The 17,856-nt window shown below is 70.9% G+C and carries 14 protein-coding genes and 1 pseudogene; 8 read left to right on the forward strand and 7 right to left on the reverse strand.

Features of this window, described 5'->3' with window-relative positions:
• Positions 1–111: 111 nt before the first annotated feature.
• Positions 112–1,308, reverse strand: a complete 1,197-nt coding sequence (locus AB0Q90_RS18685; protein ID WP_363160108.1) for an ROK family protein — start codon at positions 1,306–1,308, stop codon at positions 112–114.
• 120 nt (positions 1,309–1,428) lie between these two features.
• Here AB0Q90_RS18685 and AB0Q90_RS18690 point away from each other — a divergent pair, with 120 nt between their 5' ends.
• From AB0Q90_RS18690 to AB0Q90_RS18700, 3 genes are all read left to right on the forward strand, one after another.
• Positions 1,429–2,841, forward strand: coding sequence for a trehalase family glycosidase (locus AB0Q90_RS18690; protein WP_363160109.1), 1,413 nt, complete (start codon positions 1,429–1,431; stop codon positions 2,839–2,841).
• Positions 2,838–4,775 (forward strand): glycogen debranching N-terminal domain-containing protein, encoded by a 1,938-nt coding sequence (locus AB0Q90_RS18695; RefSeq protein WP_363160110.1) that lies wholly within the window; start codon positions 2,838–2,840, stop codon positions 4,773–4,775. The genes AB0Q90_RS18690 and AB0Q90_RS18695 overlap by 4 nt, the downstream gene beginning before the upstream one ends.
• Positions 4,776–4,909: 134 nt before the next feature.
• Positions 4,910–6,694 carry a CDP-alcohol phosphatidyltransferase gene (locus AB0Q90_RS18700; protein WP_363160111.1) on the forward strand — a complete coding sequence of 595 codons (1,785 nt, stop codon included), beginning with the start codon at positions 4,910–4,912 and terminating at the stop codon, positions 6,692–6,694.
• On the opposite strand, the gene dusB is transcribed toward AB0Q90_RS18700, so the two are convergent.
• Entirely contained in the window at positions 6,695–7,837 is a 1,143-nt protein-coding gene (dusB, locus tag AB0Q90_RS18705) for a tRNA dihydrouridine synthase DusB (RefSeq protein ID WP_363160112.1), read from the reverse strand.
• 78 nt (positions 7,838–7,915) lie between these two features.
• Between dusB and AB0Q90_RS18710 the strand changes: the two genes are divergently transcribed.
• Positions 7,916–9,388, forward strand: a complete 1,473-nt coding sequence (locus AB0Q90_RS18710; protein WP_363160113.1) for an MFS transporter — start codon at positions 7,916–7,918, stop codon at positions 9,386–9,388.
• A gap of 6 nt (positions 9,389–9,394) precedes the next feature.
• Here the strand turns inward: AB0Q90_RS18710 and AB0Q90_RS18715 are convergent, their stop codons facing one another.
• On the reverse strand, positions 9,395–10,285 hold the full coding sequence (locus AB0Q90_RS18715; protein WP_363160114.1) for a helix-turn-helix transcriptional regulator: 891 nt from the start codon (positions 10,283–10,285) through the stop codon (positions 9,395–9,397).
• A gap of 100 nt (positions 10,286–10,385) precedes the next feature.
• On the opposite strand from AB0Q90_RS18715, the pseudogene AB0Q90_RS18720 reads away from it, so the two are divergent.
• The 3 genes and pseudogenes from AB0Q90_RS18720 (at position 10,386) to AB0Q90_RS18730 (ending at position 12,783) form a co-directional block, all read left to right on the forward strand.
• Positions 10,386–11,815: pseudogene (locus tag AB0Q90_RS18720) on the forward strand (MFS transporter).
• Between the two features lie 67 nt (positions 11,816–11,882).
• Complete coding sequence (locus AB0Q90_RS18725; protein ID WP_363160115.1) at positions 11,883–12,089, forward strand: hypothetical protein; 207 nt, start codon at positions 11,883–11,885, stop codon at positions 12,087–12,089.
• Between the two features lie 73 nt (positions 12,090–12,162).
• A complete protein-coding gene (locus tag AB0Q90_RS18730) occupies positions 12,163–12,783 on the forward strand; it encodes a GNAT family N-acetyltransferase (RefSeq protein ID WP_363160116.1) in 621 nt (206 codons plus the stop codon).
• Between the two features lie 9 nt (positions 12,784–12,792).
• On the opposite strand, the gene AB0Q90_RS18735 is transcribed toward AB0Q90_RS18730, so the two are convergent.
• The 4 genes from AB0Q90_RS18735 to AB0Q90_RS18750 all read right to left on the reverse strand — a co-directional run bounded on the left by AB0Q90_RS18735 (position 12,793) and on the right by AB0Q90_RS18750 (position 16,715).
• On the reverse strand, positions 12,793–13,383 hold the full coding sequence (locus AB0Q90_RS18735) for a TetR family transcriptional regulator (RefSeq protein WP_363160117.1): 591 nt from the start codon (positions 13,381–13,383) through the stop codon (positions 12,793–12,795).
• Between the two features lie 29 nt (positions 13,384–13,412).
• Positions 13,413–14,420 carry an aldo/keto reductase gene (locus AB0Q90_RS18740; RefSeq protein ID WP_363160118.1) on the reverse strand — a complete coding sequence of 336 codons (1,008 nt, stop codon included), beginning with the start codon at positions 14,418–14,420 and terminating at the stop codon, positions 13,413–13,415.
• Positions 14,421–14,507: 87 nt separating this feature from the next.
• On the reverse strand, positions 14,508–15,119 hold the full coding sequence (locus tag AB0Q90_RS18745; protein ID WP_363160119.1) for a LysE family translocator: 612 nt from the start codon (positions 15,117–15,119) through the stop codon (positions 14,508–14,510).
• 213 nt (positions 15,120–15,332) lie between these two features.
• Positions 15,333–16,715 (reverse strand): glycine--tRNA ligase, encoded by a 1,383-nt coding sequence (locus AB0Q90_RS18750; protein WP_363160120.1) that lies wholly within the window; start codon positions 16,713–16,715, stop codon positions 15,333–15,335.
• 161 nt (positions 16,716–16,876) lie between these two features.
• On the opposite strand from AB0Q90_RS18750, the gene AB0Q90_RS18755 reads away from it, so the two are divergent.
• Positions 16,877–17,845 carry a zinc ABC transporter substrate-binding protein gene (locus AB0Q90_RS18755; RefSeq protein WP_363160121.1) on the forward strand — a complete coding sequence of 323 codons (969 nt, stop codon included), beginning with the start codon at positions 16,877–16,879 and terminating at the stop codon, positions 17,843–17,845.
• Positions 17,846–17,856: the final 11 nt, after the last annotated feature.

Here is a 17,856-nt window from a genome sequence, read left to right on the forward strand (position 1 = left end):
GTGGCGAGAATCACGCGCTCACAGACGCCGGAATTTCACCATCCGGACGCCGATCCGGACGGCCTCGGAACGGAAACATGCTCGTCACACGAGGCGCCCGCGGTCCGCCCGTCACACCCCGAGCGCCGCCAGCCGTTCCTCCGCCCGCTCCGGCGCGTACAGGTGCTCCACGACCAGCGCCCCGGCCCCCACCAGCCCCGCCCGCTCCCCCAGTCGCGAGGTGACGACCTCCAGATGAGCGGTCGAGCGGGACAGCGCCCGCTGGTAGAGCAGCTCGCGCACACCCGTGAGGAAGGGTGTTCCGGCCAGATCTCCGGCGATCATCAGCACACCGGGGTTGAGCAGCGTCACGACCGTCGCCAGTACGTCCCCGACCTGCCGCCCCGCCTCCCGGGCGAACCCCACCGCCTCAGGGTGCCCGGCCGCCAGCAGATCGCGCACATCCGAGCCGGAGGCGGCCGGCACCCCGGCCTCCGCCAGCCGCCGCGCCACGGCGCCACCGCTCGCGACGGCGGCGAGACAGCCGTAGGACCCGCACCGGCACAGCGCGTCCGTGCCCACCCGGATGTGCCCGATGTCGCCCGCGCCCCCGTCGATGCCCCGGTACACCGAGCCGCCCACGACGACGCCGGCGCCGATACCCGTGGACACCTTCACCAGCACGAACGCCGAGCAGCCCGGGTAGCCGGTGCGCTGTTCGCCGTAGGCCATGAGGTTGGCGTCGTTGTCGACGAGGACCGGTACCGACCCGGCCCCGGTGTGCTCCCTGAAGGATCTGGCGAGGCGGCCTCTTATGTCGTAGCCGTCCCAGCCCGGCATGATCGGCGGCTGGACGACCCGGCCGGTCTCGCTGTCGACCGGCCCGGGTACCGCGAGGCCGATGCCGCAGACCTCGTCCGCCCGGTGCCCGGCCTTCTCCAGCAGCTCCGCGAACCAACGGCCCAGCTCCCCGAGCACCGCCTCCGGCCCGTCCTCGACGACCAGGGTGCCGCCGTGCTCGGCGAGGATCTCGCCGGTGAGCGTCAGGACGGCCGCGCGCGCGTGCCGGGTGTCGAGGTCGGCGGCCAGGACGATCGCGTGCGCGTCGTCGAACTCCAGGGTGATGGAGGGGCGCCCGCCCAGCGGCGAGTCGACCGGCCCGCCGGCGCCCTCGCGCAGCCAGCCCGCGCGGAAGAGCCGGTCGAGGCGCTGTCCGACGGTGGCCCGGGACAGCCCGGTGACCTGTTGCAGGGCACCACGCGTCGTGGCCCGGCCGCTGCGCACGAGTTCCAGCAGATCGCCGGCGCTGACCTGACCCCGACCAGTCATGCGCACCCCCTTGTGTTTCCCAAGCTTGCATTACATATTGAGTTTTGCGTGTTAAATAGACGTAACCCTACGGTAGCCACTGCCGAACCGATCGGCCGACTCGTCTTCGGGGAGCCCCGAGTGGATCGCACCGCCCAGCTCATCGCCCGTCCGTCACCGGGCGGCATTGCATACGATCCGGCCACCGAGGCGAACTCGCTGCACGTCAGCGCCGCCCGCGTCCTGGCGGACAACTGGACGGGGGCGTCGACCGTGCCCTCGCGCGGCCTGTATCCGCACCAGTGGTCCTGGGACTCGGCGTTCATCGCGATCGGCCTCAGGCACCTGTCGCCGTTACGGGCCCAGACGGAGCTGGAGACGCTGCTGGACGCCCAGTGGGGCGACGGGCGCATCCCGCACATCGTCTTCAACCCCTCCGTACCGCTCGACGCGTACTTCCCGAGCCCCGACTTCTGGCGCTCCTCGACCGCGGGGCGCGCTGCGGGCGCCCCGCGCACCGTACAGACCTCCGGGATCGTGCAGCCACCGGTGCACGCGCTGGCGGCCTGGCTGGTGCACTGCGCCGACCCGGGCCTGTCCCGGGCGCGGGGCTTTCTCACCCGGATGTATCCCCGGCTGGCCGCCTGGCACCGCTATCTGCTGCACCGCCGCGACCTCGGCGCGTCAGGCCTCGCCTCCGTCGTGCACCCCTGGGAACAGGGTATGGACAACAGCCCCTGCTGGGACGCCCCGCTCGCCCGCATCACACCCGCCCCGGCCCGCTCCTTCCGCCGCGCCGACCTCGACCACGGCGCCCCCGAGGACCGCCCGACGGACCTGGACTACGGCAGGTACGTGCGCCTGGCGACGGACTACCGGGACCGGGCCTACGCCGACGGCGTGAGCGACTTCGCGGTGGAGGACCCGGCGTTCAACGCCCTCCTCATCGCCTCCGAGCACGCCCTCGCCCGCATCGCCCGCGAACTGGGCGCCACCGGCACGGCCCGGCACGCGCGCGCGGAACGGCTGACGGGGGCCCTGCTGGAGCGCCTGTGGGATCCGGCCGAGGGGATGTTCTTCTGCCGGGACGTACGCGCCGGAGAGCTGATCCCGGAGCGCAGCGTCTCCGGCCTGATTCCCCTGCTGCTGCCCACGCTCCCGCGCGAGGTGGTCGCCGCCCTCGTCCGCACGGCCCGCGGCCCGCACTTCGGCCTGGGCACCACCACCCGCCTCGTCCCGAGCCACGACCTGCTCGGCGAGGCCTTCGATCCGCACCGGTACTGGCGGGGGCCGGCCTGGTTCAACACCGCGTGGCTGGTGGAGCGCGGCCTGCGCACGCACGGCGAGCAGCTCCTCGCCGACGGCCTGCGCGAGGCGGTACTGGAACTCGCGGACACCTCCGGTTTCGCGGAGTACGTCGATCCGTACACCGGCGAGCCCTGCGGCACCGCGGACTTCAGCTGGACCGCCGCGCTCACGCTCGACCTGCTGCACGAAGAGCCCGCATGGGACACACACGGCGTCAAGGAGCTCAAGGGAGGGGACCGGGGATGACGGACCGGCATCATCTGCTCGTGCACGGGGGGACGTTCGCTGCCGTGGGTGACGGCGGGGACATCAGCGGCGTCCGGGGCGGCAGCTCCCCGGACGGACTGTTCGTACGGGACGCCCGGCACCTGAGCCGCTGGCAGCTGACGGTGGACGGCGCGGTCCCCGAGGCGCTCACCCCGGTCGCCGACGGGGACACGGCCCGCTGTGTGCTCGTACCGCGCGGCGGGCGCCAGGAGCCCCCCGCCTACACGCTCTTCCGCGAACAGGCGGTGGGGGACGGCGCGTTCGTCGAGTCGTTGCGGGTGACGAGCAACCGCCCGGTACCCACCACCCTCCGCCTCGCGATCACTGCCGACGCCGACTTCACCGACCAGTTCGAACTGCGCTCCGACTACCGCACCTACATCAAGACCGGCGCCACCCGCTCCCGCCAAGTCCTCGACCACGGCGTGGAGTTCGCCTACCAGCGCGGCGAATGGCGATCGTGTACGACGGTCTCGGCGGAGCCCGCCCCGGACGGCGTCGAGGAGACGGGCACCGGCGCCCGCCGCCTCGTATGGACCCTGGACCTGGCGCCGCACGGCACGGCCGAGCTGGCCCTGCGGGTGATGGCCCGCCCGCACGGCGACAAGCGGGCCCTGCGGGTCCCGCGCTCCCCCGCCGCCCTCAACGAGGAACTCCTCGCGCTGGAGGGCGAGTTCGTGGCGGACGTGGCCTTCCCGACCGGGTGGCCCGAGCTGGCCGCCGCCTGCGCCCGCGGTCTCGCGGACCTGGCCTCGCTCCAGGTCCCGGCGACGGGACTCGACGGCGAGGAAGTACGCGTACCGGCCGCCGGCGCCCCCTGGTTCCTCACCCTCCTCGGCCGCGACGCCCTCCTCACCTCCCTCTTCGCCCTCCCCTACCGCCCCGGCCTGGCCGCCGCCACCCTGCCCGCGCTGGCCGCGACACAGGCCACGGAGACCGGCGCCCTCTCGGTGTCCCAGCCCGGCAAGATCGTGCACGAGGTGCGCCACGGCGAGCTGGCCCACTTCGGCCAGGTCCCCTACGGCCGCTACTACGGCTCGGTGGACGCCACCCCGCTCTTCCTGGTCCTCCTCGGCGCCTACGTGGAACAGACCGGCGACGCCGCGCTGGCCCGACGCCTGGAGCCCAACGCCCGCGCGGCGATCGCCTGGATGCTGGACCACGGCGGCCTCACCTCCCGCGGCTATCTCGTCTACCGCGCCGACCAGGGCGGCCTCGCCAACCAGAACTGGAAGGACTCCCCCGGCGCCATCTGCTGGTCCGACGGCACCCGCGCAAGCGGCCCGGTGATGGCGGCGGGGGCCCAGGGCTACGCGTACGACGCCCTGCGCCGCACGGCCTGGCTGTCGCGCACGGTGTGGGAGGACGAGACCTACGCGGCCCTCCTGGAACAGGCGGCGGGCGACCTGCGGGACCGCTTCCAGCGGGACTTCTGGATGCCGGACCGCTCCTTCCCGGCGCTCGCGCTCGACGGCGAGGGCCGCCAGGTGGACGCGCTGGCCTCGGACGCCGGCCACCTCCTCTGGTCCGGCCTGCTGGACAAGGAGTACGGCGAGCTGGTGGGCCGCCGCCTGCTGGAACCGGACTTCTTCTCGGGCTGGGGCGTCCGCACGCTGGCCGCCGACCAGCCCGCCTACCACCCGCTCTCCTACCACCGCGGCTCGGTCTGGCCGCACGACAACGCCCTGATCACCCTGGGCCTGGCCCGCTACGGCCTGCACGACGAGGCCCGCACGGTGGCCCACGGCCTGGTCGACGCGGCGACGGTGACCGGACACCGGCTCCCGGAAGTCCTGGCCGGGTACGGCCGCGACGTCCACGCCGAGCCGGTGCCGTACCCGCACGCGTGCGTACGGGAGTCCCGGTCGGCGGCGGCGCCGTTGGCTCTGTTGACGGCAGTGGGCGGGGCGTAGAGCCAGGGGAGAAGGTTTGCCGGGCGTTTGCCCACGGTTGTGAACAGGGGCGGGGACCGGGCCGTACGGAATGACGACGGGCTCCGGGCCCGCCCCACGTTCCGCCAACGGGTCTCGCACGGAAGGACCTTCGGGTGCCTGTCTTCACGCGTCTTCGTCAACTGCCCGGCAGAACCGATGAGCCGACGCCCCTCGACAGGCCCGCACCCGCACCCGCACCCGCCGACGAAAGCAGCACGGGTGGTGCGGGTGGGAACACAAAGGCCGAAGGCGAAGCCGAGGCCGTAAAACGCACCACCCCCTGGCCCCTGATCCTCACCACCCTCTCCGCCGCCCTCGTCCTCACCGCCCTCCTCCTGCCCAACAGCTTCGCCGCCCTGCGCCCCAACCGCTTCACCCGCATCCCGGGAGAGGCGATCATCGGCGCGGCGGTCCTGCTGGCCCTCCCCCGCCGCCCCCGCATCGCCCTGGCCGCCGTCGCCGGCACCGCCCTCGGCGCCCTGACCATCCTGAACCTCCTCGACATGGGCTTCCGCGCCTACCTGGGCCGCGGCTTCAACCTCGTCCTGGACTGGTCCCTCCTCGACGACGCCCAGGCCTACACGGCGGACTCGATGGGCGGCACCACGGCCCTGTTCGCCGCCATCGCCGCCGTAGCCCTCGTCGTACTGATCCCGCTCGCCACCGCCCTGGCAACCGTCCGCCTGGCCCAACTCCTCGCCGCCCACAAGCAATCCGCGACCAAGGCCACCCTCGTCGCCGGCACCGTCTGGATCACCTGCGCCACCCTCGGCCTCCAGGTCGCCGGCCTGCCGGTCGCCTCCGACCGCGCCGCCTCCGCGCTGGCGATGCAGGCCCGCCGCGTCCAGGACACCCTCAGGGACGAGGCGGCGTTCGCGAAGGAGGCGAAGGAGGACACCTTCGGGGCGACCCCCGGCGCCCAGCTCGTCCCCGACCTGCGCGGCAAGGACGTCATCTTCACCTTCATCGAGAGCTACGGCCGCAGCGCGATCGAGGACGACATCATGGCGCCCGGCGTCAACAGAACCCTCGACACAAGCACCGCGGCGCTGGAGAAGGCGGGTTACCGGGCCAGGAGCGGCTGGCTGACGTCGGCGACGTACGGCGGCAGCAGCTGGCTCGGCCACTCGACGTTCCTGTCGGGCCTGTGGATCGACAACCAGCAGCGCTACCGCACGGTCACGACCGGCGACCACCTCACCCTCACCAAGGCGTTCCGCAAGACGGGCGCCTGGGACACGGTGGGCATCATGCCGGGCGTCCAGAAGGCCTGGCCGGAGGCGGACTTCTACGGCCTGGACAAGGTCTACAACGCCTTCCAACTCGGCTACGAAGGCCCCAAGTTCAGCTGGTCGACGATGCCGGACCAGTACACCCTGGAGGCCTTCCAGCGCCTGGTCCACGGCAAGAAGCGCGACAAGCCGCTGATGTCGGAGATCATCCTCACCTCAAGTCACCAGCCCTGGGCCCCGATCCCCAAGCTGGTCGACTGGGACGACCTGGGCGACGGCTCCCTCTTCGACCCGATCGAGAAGGCGGGCAAGAGCCCGCAGGACGTCGTCACGGACACCACCAAGTCCCGTGAGGAGTACGGCAAGTCGATCGAGTACTCGGTCACCGCCCTCACCCAGTGGCTGGAGCGCTACGGCACGAAGGACACGGTCCTGGTCTTCCTGGGCGACCACCAGCCGATAGCCCGGGTCAGCGGCAACAACGCCAGCAGGGACGTGCCGGTGTCGATCGTGGCGAAGGACCCCGAGGTCCTGGACAGGATCACCGCCTGGAACTGGACGGACGGCCTGAAGCCGGCCCCCGACGCCCCGGTCTGGAAGATGGACACCTTCCGCGACCGCTTCCTGACGGCCTACGGCTCCACCCCGCACCCGTCGGAGGGCTGATCACCCCCCGGACGTGTCCAGCTCCGCGTCCTCGCTCACGCCCGCGCAGTCGTACGGGTCCTTCAGCCAGCCGTCCGGCAGCACCACCCGGTTGTTGCCGGACGTACGGCCGCGGGGACCGTCGGCGCCGGCCGGCCACGCCTGGTCGAGGTCCAACTCGTCCAGCCCGGCCCGGAGTTCCGCCAGCGACGACGTGATCGCCAGCCGCTTGCGCATCTCGGAACCGACCGCGAAACCCTTGAGGTACCAGGCGACGTGCTTGCGGAAGTCGATGACGCCCCGCGCCTCGTCCCCGATCCACTCCCCGAGCAGCGTGGCGTGCCGGACCATGACGTCGGCGACCTCTCGCAGCGAGGGCCGCGCGATGTCGGCGTCCCGCCCTTCAAAAGCCGCCACCAGGTCGGAGAACAGCCAGGGCCGCCCAAGGCACCCGCGCCCGACGACCACGCCGTCGCACCCCGTCTCCCGCACCATCCGCACCGCGTCCTCGGCCGACCAGATGTCACCGTTGCCGAGCACGGGGATCTCCGGCACATGCTCCTTCAGCCGCGCGATGGCGTCCCAGTCGGCCGTGCCGCCGTAGTGCTGGGCGGCGGTCCGCCCGTGCAGCGCGATCGCCGTCACGCCCTCCTCGACGGCGATCCGCCCGGCGTCGAGGTAGGTGATGTGGTCGTCGTCGATGCCCTTGCGCATCTTCATCGTGACGGGCAGGTCCCCGGCGCCGGTCACGGCCTCCCGGAGGATGGCGCGCAGCAGGTTCCGCTTGTACGGCAGCGCGGACCCGCCGCCCTTGCGCGTGACCTTCGGCACCGGGCAGCCGAAGTTGAGGTCGATGTGATCGGCGAGACCCTCTTCCGCGATCATGCGGACGGCCTTGCCGACGGTCGCCGGGTCCACGCCGTACAGCTGGATCGACCGGGGCTTCTCGCTCGCGTCGAAGTGAATGAGCTGCATGGTCTTCTCGTTGCGCTCGACCAGCGCCCGAGTCGTGATCATCTCGCTCACGAACAGCCCCTTGCCCCCGCTGAACTCCCTGCACAGGGTGCGGAAGGGCGCGTTGGTGATCCCGGCCATGGGGGCCAGGACGACGGGCGGCTGAACGGTGTGCGGGCCGATCTGCAGGGGCGAGGCGGTCGTGGGCATTCCTCCATTGTGCCGTGCAATGAGTTCGTAAAATTCATTAGTTAGCCGCACTATCGAAATCGGCGTACGATGAGGCACATGCCCGAGCTCAGCCATCGCCGACGCATGCTGGTGCTCGCGATCTGCTGTATGAGCCTGCTGATCGTGAGCCTCGACAACACCGTCCTGAACGTGGCCCTGCCCTCGATGCAGCAGGAGCTGCACGCGAGCACGGCAGGCCTCCAGTGGACGATCGACGCGTACACGCTCGTCCTCGCGTCCCTGCTGATGCTCGCGGGCTCCACGGCCGACCGCATCGGCCGCAAGCGCGTCTTCATGGCGGGCCTGATCATCTTCACCATCGGCTCGGCCCTGTGCTCGATGGCGCCCAGCCTGGACGCGCTGATCGTCTTCCGCATGATCCAGGCGGTGGGCGGTTCGATGCTCAACCCGGTCGCCATGTCGGTCATCACCAACACCTTCACGGATCCGCGCGAACGGGCCCGCGCGATCGGGGTGTGGGGCGCGGTGGTCGGCATCTCGATGGCCGCGGGCCCGCTGGTCGGCGGACTGCTCACGGACTCCGTCGGCTGGCGCTCGATCTTCTGGGTCAACATCCCCGTCGGCCTCGCCGCCCTCCTCCTCACCCTCCGCCACATCCCGGAGTCCCGCGCCCCCAAGGCCCGCCGCGCCGACCCGGTCGGCCAGCTCCTGGTCATCGCGCTCTTCGGCGCACTGACGTACGCGATCATCGAGGCGCCGAACGCGACCGGCACCGCCGCGGTGCTGCCCTTCGCCGCCCTCGCCGCAGCCGCCCTGGCCGGCCTCCTCTGGTACGAGCCCCGCCGCGCCGAACCCCTCATCGACCTGCGCTTCTTCCGCTCGGCACCGTTCAGCGGCGCCACGGTGATCGCGATCAGCGCCTTCGCAGCACTCGGCGGCTTCCTCTTCCTCTCGACGCTCTACCTCCAGAACGTCCGCGGCCTGGACGCCCTCCACGCCGGCCTGTGGATGCTCCCCATGGCCGTCCCGACCTTCCTGTGCGCCCCGCTCTCCGGCCGCCTGGTCGGCACCCGCGGCCCGCGCCTCCCCCTCCTCATCGCGGGCGTCGCGATGACCTCCAGCGCGGCACTGTTCGCCGCGTTCGACGCGGAGACCTCGAACGTCACCCTCTTCACCGGCTACGTCCTGTTCGGCATCGGCTTCGGCTTCGTCAACGCCCCCATCACCAACACCGCGGTATCCGGCATGCCCCGCGCCCAGGCAGGCGTCGCAGCCGCCGTCGCCTCCACCAGCCGCCAGCTGGGCCAGACCCTCGGCGTCGCGGTGATCGGAGCGGTGCTGGCGGCGGGCGTGGGGACGTCGTCGTACCGGGAGACGTTCGTGTCGGCCGCGGTGCCGGGGTGGTGGATCCTGACGGGATGCGGTGTCGCGGTTCTGCTGGTGGGCGCGTTGACCAGTGGGCCCTGGGCGCGGAGGACTGCCGATCGTACGGCTGAGCGGCTGGAGTCCGTGGAGGTGCGCGAGACGTCCCGGGTCGGCATGCAGCAATTCGATACAGCGCGCCCCTGAGTGGGTTTACCTCGCCAGCGCAATGCGGTGCAGCCGCTCCAGCCGCTCCCTCGACTCCTCGTCCGCCGGCACATACGTCACCATCCGCGGCCCGGCCCCCGGGCTCAGCCACAGATCCGTGTGGTCCACCACCACGCGCCCCACATGCCGGTTGAGGAACTCCTTGCGTTTGGTGCGGTGGGCCACCACCTCGTGGCGGGCCCAGACCTCGCGGAAGTCGGGGGACTCCGTGCGCAGGCGTTTGAGGAGCATCTTCCAGGCGGGCTCGGTGAGATGGCCGGCCATGGTGGCGCGGAAGCGGGCGGCCATCAGGCGCTGGACCTCCTCCAGGTGGACGATCGACGAGCGCCATTCCTCGTGGGTGTAGGACAGGAGCATGCAGTTGCGGTCCTCGGGCGGCACCGCGTCGAGGTCGCACAGCAGCAGCCCGTAGGTGCGGTTGTAGGCGAGGATGTCGTACCGGCTGTTCTGCAGGCACGCCGGATACGGCTCCAGTTGCTCCAGTACGGCCCGCAGGGCGGGGGTGACCGACGGGCAGGCGGTGGCCGGGGTCGGGTCCACCGCTCCGGCCAGCCGGAAGAGGTGGGTGCGCTCGCTCGGGTCGAGCAGCAGGGTGCGGGCGAGGGCGTCGAGGACCTGGACGGAGACCTGGATGTCACGGGCCTGTTCGAGCCAGGTGTACCAGGTGACGCCGACCGCGGAGAGCTGGGCGACCTCCTCCCGGCGCAGTCCCGGCGTGCGGCGCCGGCGGCCGCGGGGCAGGCCGACCTGCTCGGGGGTGACGTGTTCGCGGCGGTGGCGCAGGAAGGCGGCGAGTTCGTGCCGCCGGACGTCCGCCTCCCGGCCGCGGGGTGCCGCCGGCTCCCGTACCGCCTGTTCCTGGGCCATGGTCGTCATTCCCCCAGCCTGCCGCCGCCCGGACCCTGTTTCCAGGTAGTCCTTCTACCAGGATAAGAACACTCTGGTACCAGCCTCGGCGCGGGCGCAGGCTCGGGGCGTGACCGAAACCACGACCTCACCCCAGGCCCGGACCACCTCGGCACCGCCCGTGCTCGGCGGCCTCGGACTGTTCACCGTGCTGCTGGGCGCGGCCCTCCCTCTCATCGACTTCTTCATCGTCAACGTGGCCCTGCCCACCATCGGCCAGGACCTCTCGGCGAGCGAGTCCGTCCTCGAACTCGTGGTCGCCGGCTACGGCCTCGCCTACGCCGTTCTGCTCGTCCTCGGCGGCAGGCTCGGCGACCTGTTCGGCCGGCGCCGACTCTTCCTGGGCGGCATGGCGGCCTTCGGGCTGACCTCGCTGGCGTGCGGGCTCGCCCCCACCGCGTGGACGCTCGTCGCGGCCCGTGTCGCGCAGGGCGCCGCGTCCGCCGCGATGCTGCCGCAGGTGCTCGCCACCATCCAGTCGGCCACCGCCGGCCCCCGCCGCGCGAAGGCCATGGGCCTGTACGGCGCCACTGCCGGGCTGTCCATGGTGGCGGGGCAGATGTCCTGGTGGCCGCCGATGTCGCGGGCACCGGCTGGCGTTCGGTGTTCCTGGTGAACGCGCCCGTCGTCCTCCTCGCCCTGGTGCTGGCCGCCCGTGCCGTCCCCGAGACCCGCTCGCAGCGCCCGGAGCCGGTCGACGGACCCGGCACGGTCCTGCTGGCCGTCGCCCTGCTGACCCTGCTGGCCCCGCTCACCGAGGGCAGGGCGGCGGGCTGGCCGCTGTGGACGTGGCTGTCGCTGGCCGCGTTCCCGTTCGCGGCGGCGGCGTTCTACGCGGTGGAACGCGGGGCGGACCGGCGCGGCCGTACGCCGCTGGTGCCGCCGAGCCTGTTCGCGCTCACCTCGCTGCGGCGGGGTCTGGTGCTGATCCTGCCGTTCTCGATCGGCTTCAGCGGCTTCATGTTCGTGATCGCGGTGGCGCTCCAGGAGGGGGCGGGCCTCGGCCCGGTCTCGGCGGGGCTGGCGCTCGCGCCGATGGCGGTGGTGTTCTTCCTGGTCTCGCTCGCCGGACCGCGTCTGGTCACCCGGTACGGCACCCGTGTGGTGACCGCCGGTGCCGTGCTCCAGGGGGTGGGGATCGGTCTGCTGGCCGTCACCGCCTGGTACTCCTGGCCCGATCTGGGGCCGGTCGAGATGCTGCCCGGAGTGGCGATCGCCGGCGCGGGCCAGGCGCTCCAGCTCCCCGTCGTCTTCCGGATCGTCCTGTCCGAGGTGCCGCCCGCCCGGGCCGGCGTCGGCAGCGGGGTGATGATCACCACTCAACAGTCGGCGCTGGCCCTGGGAGTTGCCACCCTGGGCACGCTCTTCCTCTCCCTGGTCCCGGGCCACGGGATGCGGGTCGCCCTGGTGACGACGCTGGTCGTGCAGTTGGCGGGAGTGGCCGCTACCGGGCTGCTGAGCCTGCGGCTGCCAGAGCACAGCTTGGCCAACTCGGTGTGAATGAGCACCTGTTGATGTTGGTCTTGCTGCACACTCCTCCTTGGCTTTCCCGGACTCTGGAGGCGTCATGCCGCAGATCGACACGAGCAAGGTGACCCGCTGGGACCAGCACGGACGCGAGCACGTCGTACGGGTACGGCGTACGGGAGTGCAGCGGACGATCAGATGCGAGACGTGCGGGTGGCGGATCTCGGCCCAGTTCCTGCCGTGGCTGAAGGCGGAGGAGCATCTGGCGGAGGCGCATCAGGCAACGGTGGATCCATCAGCGGCCTGACGGGGGCCCGGGGCGAGGACCCCGGGCTCCCAACCCTCTTGTGGGAGCGCTCCCAAAGTTGCACCATTCCCGCGTGACCCATATACGCCCCTACCGACCCGCCGACCTGCCCGCCCTCGACGACATCTGTATCCGCACCGCCCACAACGGCGAGGACAGCCGCCCCTTCTACAGGGACCCCGGCGTCTTCCCGGCGGCCTTCGCCGCGCCGTACGTCCACCTGGAGCCGGAGCTCGCCTTCGTCCTCGACGACGGTGAGGGGGAGGCCGTCGGCTACATCCTCGGCACCGCCGACACCCCCCGCTTCGCCGCAGACTTCCGTACGAAGTGGCTGCCGTCCGTCGCGGACCGTTACCCGGAGCCCGAGGGCCCGCCCGGGACCGGAACCCCCGACGAGACGATCGCCTGGCTGCTGCACCACCCCGAGCGGATGGTCCTGCCCGAGTTGCTCGCCTACCCGGCGCATCTGCACATCGACCTGCTGCCCGACTGGCAGGGCAAGGGCCACGGCCGCGCCCTGATGCGGACGTTCCTCCAGGCCCTCCAGGACGCCGGGGTGCCTGCCGTCCACCTGGCCATGGCCACGGCCAACACCCGGGCGCGGGCCTTCTACGACCGTATGGGCTTCCATGAGATCGAGGTGCCCGAGCCGGGCGCGGCGACGTTCCTGGGGCGGGCGGCCAAGGACGGGTGAGCCGGGCTCTCAGGCCCGAAGCCCTCTGGCCAGCAGGTCCACCACGGCCTCGAACTCCGCGTCGACCACCGGCCGCACCCACTCCCGGTAGTAGCCCGGGTCGTGGAACCGGCCGGTGGCCTGGAAGACGGCGCGGGCCGTGGCGAGGGGGTCCTCGGCGGTGAAGGCGCCGGACTCCACGCCGGAGCGGACGATCTCGGCGAGCTGGCCGGTGAGGTCGGCGATGTGCTCGTCGACGGCGTCGCTGTTCTCCGTGGTCAGCACGGTGTAGGTGGCGAAGAGCTCGGGGTCGTCACCGGCCTTGTGCCGCTTGGCGTCGAACAGGCCGAGCAGCCAGGCGCGCAGCCGGGACTCCGGGTCGCGGTCCGTCGCGGCGACGATGCCGGACAGCGCCTGCGAGGTGCGGTCCAGCCACCGCTTGGTCACCGCCTCGCGCAGCACCGCCTTCGTACGGAAGTGGCGGTAGACGCTGCCGTGGCTGACGCCGAGCGCACGGGCCACGTCCACCACGGTGGCCTTGGCCGGGCCGTGCCTGCGCAGCACCTCCTCGGTGGCTTCGAGGATGCGCTCGGCGGTCAGGGCTTCGGAGGTCGCTGCCATGAGGGAGACCGTACCTGGCGCCCGCGGCACTACTTCGTGCCGAGGTGGGACATCTGCGCGGCCGGGTAGCGGTCGCCCGCGGCGGCGCCGGACGGCACGGCCTGCTCGATCGCGGCGAGGTCGGCCGCGTCCAGCGTGACGTCGAGCGCGCCGAGGGACTCCGTCAGCCGCTGCCGGGTGCGGGCGCCGACCAGCGGAACGATGTCCTCGCCCCGGGCCAGCACCCAGGCGATGGCGATCTGCGCGACGCTCACGCCCTTCTGCTCGGCGATCTTGCGCAGGGCCTCGACCAGGTCGAGGTTGTGCTGGAGGTTCTCGCCCTGGAAGCGGGGCGACATCGCCCGGAAGTCGTTCGCGGCGAGCTGCCGGTCGGGGGTGAAGTGGCCGGAGATCAGCCCGCGGGACAGGACGCCGTACGCGGTGATGCCGATGCCCAGTTCGCGGGTGGCCGGCAGGATGTCCTCCTCGATGCCGCGGGAGATGAGCGAGTACTCGATCTGGAGGTCGGAGATCGGGGCGGTCGCGGCGGCCCGGCGGATCGTGTCGGCGCCGACCTCGCTCAGGCCGATATGGCGGACGTACCCCTTCTCGACGAGTTCGGCGATCGCGCCGACGGTCTCCTCGATCGGCACGGACGGGTCGAGGCGGGCGATCCGGTAGACGTCGATGTGGTCGACGCCGAGGCGCTGGAGGGAGTAGGCGGCGAAGTTCTTCACCGCGGCGGGCCGGCCGTCGTAGCCGCTCCAGCCGCCGTCGGGGTCGCGCAGGGCGCCGAACTTCACGCTGACGAGGGCCTGCTCGCGGTGGGCGGCGGGGGCGCTTCGCAGGGCCTCGCCGATCAGCAGTTCGTTGTGGCCCATGCCGTAGAAGTCGCCGGTGTCGAGCAGGGTCACACCGGCCTCCAGGGCGGCATGGACGGTGGCGATGGACTCGGCCCGGTCGGCCTCGCCGTAGAGGGCGGACATGCCCATGCAGCCGAGACCGAGGGCGGAGACCTGGGGGCCGGTGGTTCCGAGGGTGCGGGTCTGTGTCGTCATGCGTCCACCATGACATGACGGCTGACAGATTTCAATATCTGTCATCTGAAATCTGTCAGCTGTCATCCGGCAGATGCAAAGCGCCGGTCATCGCTCGGCGGTCGCCAGCTTCGCCCCCAGCAGCACGAACGAACCCGCGAAGGTCCGCCGCAGCCACGCCATCACCCGGGGCCGCGAGATCACCTGGCTGCGCACCGACGCCGCGAGTACCCCGTACACGGCGAACACCACGAACGTGGCGAACATGAAAACCCCGCTCAGCGCCAGCATCCGCAGGACGCTGTGCGGCTCGTCCGGGTTCACGAACTGCGGCAGGAACGCGAAGAAGAAGATCGTCAGCTTCGGGTTGAGAAGGTTGATCAGCACACCGCGCACGATCACGCGCCCCGCGGACAGCGGGGTGGCGTCCGGGTCGACGTCGATCGCCTCCTTGTCCCGCACGCTGGCCCAGGCCATGTAGAGGAGGTAGGCGACACCGGCGTACTTGAGGATCTGGAAGGCCGCCGCACTGGCGTTCAGCAGCGCGGCGAGACCGGTGACGGTGGCCAGGACGTGCGGCACGATTCCGAGCGTGCAGGCGAACGCCGCGACGACGCTCGCGCGGCGCCCGCGGGAGAGTCCGGCGGCGAGCGTGTAGACGACGCCGGTACCGGGCGTCGCGACCACCACGAGGGTGGTGAGGAGAAAAGCGAGGCTCATGCGCCCCACCCTGGTAACACGAAGGCCCTTGATACAGGTCCACAACGGGACCCGTATCAAGGGCCAATCAAGCGGTGCGAGGCAGAACTCAGGAGGTTGGGCAGAGTCGCCTGCGGTTCGGCAGCGCCCCGAAGGGGCGCGGGGAACTGCGCGACCAGCCACGAAGGTGCCGCAGCCGACCGACGGCCCGACGCGGCACCTCCAGCGGAGCGCTCAGCAGCCCAGCAGGCGCTGCGCCAGGTAGCCCTCGATCTGGTCGAGGGACACCCGCTCCTGCTTCATCGAGTCACGCTCGCGCACCGTCACCGCGTTGTCCTCAAGCGTGTCGAAGTCGACCGTCACGCAGTACGGCGTGCCGATCTCGTCCTGGCGGCGGTAGCGGCGGCCGATGGCGCCGGCGTCGTCGAACTCGATGTTCCAGTTCTGCCGCAGCGCCTGGGCGAGACCCTTGGCCTTCGGGGACAGCTCCGGGTTGCGGGACAGCGGCAGGACGGCCACCTTCACCGGGGCGAGGCGGTGGTCCAGGCGCAGCACCGTGCGCTTCTCCAGCTTGCCCTTGGCGTTCGGGGCCTCGTCCTCGACGTAGGCGTCCAGCAGGAAGGCGAGCATGGCACGGCCGACACCGGCCGCGGGCTCGATGACGTACGGAGTCCAGCGCTCGCCGGCCTCCTGGTCGAAGTAGGAGAGGTCCTGGCCGGAGGCCTTGGAGTGCGCGCCGAGGTCGTAGTCGGTGCGGTTGGCGACACCCTCCAGCTCGCCCCACTCGTTGCCGCCGAACTGGAAGCGGTACTCGATGTCAGCGGTGCGCTTGGAGTAGTGGGAGAGCTTCTCCTGCGGGTGCTCGTACCACCGCATGTTCTCCTCGCGCAGGCCGAGACCGGTGTACCAGTTCCAGCGCTGCTCCATCCAGTACTCCTGCCACTTCTCGTCCTCGCCCGGCTTGACGAAGAACTCCATCTCCATCTGCTCGAACTCACGGGTGCGGAAGATGAAGTTGCCGGGCGTGATCTCGTTGCGGAACGACTTGCCCATCTGGGCAATGCCGAACGGCGGCTTGCGGCGCGAAGTGGTCTGCACCTGGGCGAAGTTGGTGAAGATGCCCTGGGCGGTCTCGGGACGCAGGTAGGCGACGGAGCCGGAGTCCTGGGTCGGGCCGAGGTGGGTGGAGAGAAGACCCGAGAACTGCTTGGGCTCGGTGAACTGGCCCTTGTTACCGCAGTTGGGGCAGTTGATGTCGGCGAGGCCGTTCTCCGGGAGGTGGCCCTTCTTGGCCTCGTACGCCTCCTCCAAGTGGTCCGCGCGGAACCGCTTGTGGCAGGAGGTGCACTCGGTCAACGGGTCAGTGAAGGTGGCGACGTGACCGGAGGCCACCCAGACCTCGGAGGCCAGGATCACGGACGAGTCGATACCGACCACGTCCTCGCGCGACGTCACCATGTAACGCCACCACTGACGCTTCAGGTTCTCCTTGAGCTCGACACCCAACGGTCCGTAGTCCCAGGCGGCACGCTGACCGCCGTAGATCTCACTGCACGGGAATACGAAGCCACGGCGCTTGCTCAGGCTGACGATGGTGTCGATCTTGTCGGCGGCCACGGTGCTCTCTTCATTACGACGACGGGCGACGAAGCGAGTTGCTTCCAGCGAATGCTCCAGGGTACCGGCGCCTGCTGCCCCTCAATCAAATCGGTAGCGCTCTGTGGGCGGCCGCTCACGCTTGTTGACAATGGTTTCCATCTTTGCTGAAAATGACTGTCATGAACGTACGACGACAGCACATATCCGGGATCGCGATCGCGGCGGCCACCGCTCTCGGTCTCGGCACTCTCTCCGCCTGCTCCTCCGACAGCGCGGCCGCGGGCAACACGGAGAAGTTCGACGTCGTCGCGTCGTTCTACCCGATGGCCTTCCTCGCCGAGCAGATCGGCGGCGACCACGTCAACGTCACCAGCCTGACCGAGCCCGGCCAGGAGCCGCACGACCTGGAGATCAGCGCCAAGCAGACCGCGCAGCTCCAGGAGTCCGACGCGGCCCTCTACCTCAAGGGCCTGCAGCCCTCCGTCGACGAGGCGATCTCCCAGTCCGAGGTCAAGACGAAGATCGACGCGGCGAGCCTCACCACCCTTGAGGACCACGGCAACCTGGAGGAGGACGGCCACGGTCACGGCGGGGAGGAAGAGGAGCACTCCGGCGAGGAGGAGTCGGCCCTCGACCCGCACATCTGGCTCGACCCGGTGCGCTACGCCCAGGTCGCCGAGGGCGTCGGCAAGGCCTTCGAGAAGGCCGACCCCGACAACGCGGCCGACTACAAGAAGAACACGGCGGACCTGGTCAAGAAGCTGGGCGACCTCAACACCCAGTTCGAGGACGGCCTGAAGAACACCGAGACCAAGGTCTTCTTCACCAACCACGCCGCGTTCAGCTACCTCGCCGAGCGCTACGGCCTGACCATGGAGGCCATCTCCGGCCTGGACCCGGAGAGCGAGCCGAGCGCGGCGCGGATGAAGGAGCTCCAGGAGGAGGCGAAGGCGGACGGCGTGACCACCGTCTTCTACGAGACACTGGTCTCCGACAAGACCGCGAAGACCCTTGCCGATGACGCGGGCCTGAAGACCGATGTGCTCGACCCGCTGGAGGGCATCACGGACAAGTCCCGCGGCGACGACTACTTCCAGGTCATGGAGTCCAACCTCAAGGCGCTGCAGACCGCTCTAGGCGCCAAGTGATCGTTACGGAG

Origin of the sequence: Streptomyces sp. NPDC079141 (assembly GCF_040686775.1) — a bacterium.
In the GTDB taxonomy this organism is placed as follows: domain Bacteria; phylum Actinomycetota; class Actinomycetes; order Streptomycetales; family Streptomycetaceae; genus Streptomyces.

Excerpts from the sequence above, each read along its gene's own strand:
- AB0Q90_RS18685 (WP_363160108.1), bottom strand. The coding sequence starts at position 1,308 with ATGACTGGTCGGGGTCAGGTCAGCGCCGGCGATCTGCTGGAACTCGTG.
- AB0Q90_RS18695 (WP_363160110.1), top strand. The coding sequence starts at position 2,838 with ATGACGGACCGGCATCATCTGCTCGTGCACGGGGGGACGTTCGCTGCC.
- dusB (WP_363160112.1), bottom strand. The coding sequence starts at position 7,837 with ATGCCCACGACCGCCTCGCCCCTGCAGATCGGCCCGCACACCGTTCAG.
- AB0Q90_RS18710 (WP_363160113.1), top strand. The coding sequence starts at position 7,916 with ATGCCCGAGCTCAGCCATCGCCGACGCATGCTGGTGCTCGCGATCTGC.
- AB0Q90_RS18715 (WP_363160114.1), bottom strand. The coding sequence starts at position 10,285 with ATGACGACCATGGCCCAGGAACAGGCGGTACGGGAGCCGGCGGCACCC.
- AB0Q90_RS18725 (WP_363160115.1), top strand. The coding sequence starts at position 11,883 with ATGCCGCAGATCGACACGAGCAAGGTGACCCGCTGGGACCAGCACGGA.
- AB0Q90_RS18735 (WP_363160117.1), bottom strand. The coding sequence starts at position 13,383 with ATGGCAGCGACCTCCGAAGCCCTGACCGCCGAGCGCATCCTCGAAGCC.
- AB0Q90_RS18740 (WP_363160118.1), bottom strand. The coding sequence starts at position 14,420 with ATGACGACACAGACCCGCACCCTCGGAACCACCGGCCCCCAGGTCTCC.
- AB0Q90_RS18745 (WP_363160119.1), bottom strand. The coding sequence starts at position 15,119 with ATGAGCCTCGCTTTTCTCCTCACCACCCTCGTGGTGGTCGCGACGCCC.
- AB0Q90_RS18755 (WP_363160121.1), top strand. The coding sequence starts at position 16,877 with ATGAACGTACGACGACAGCACATATCCGGGATCGCGATCGCGGCGGCC.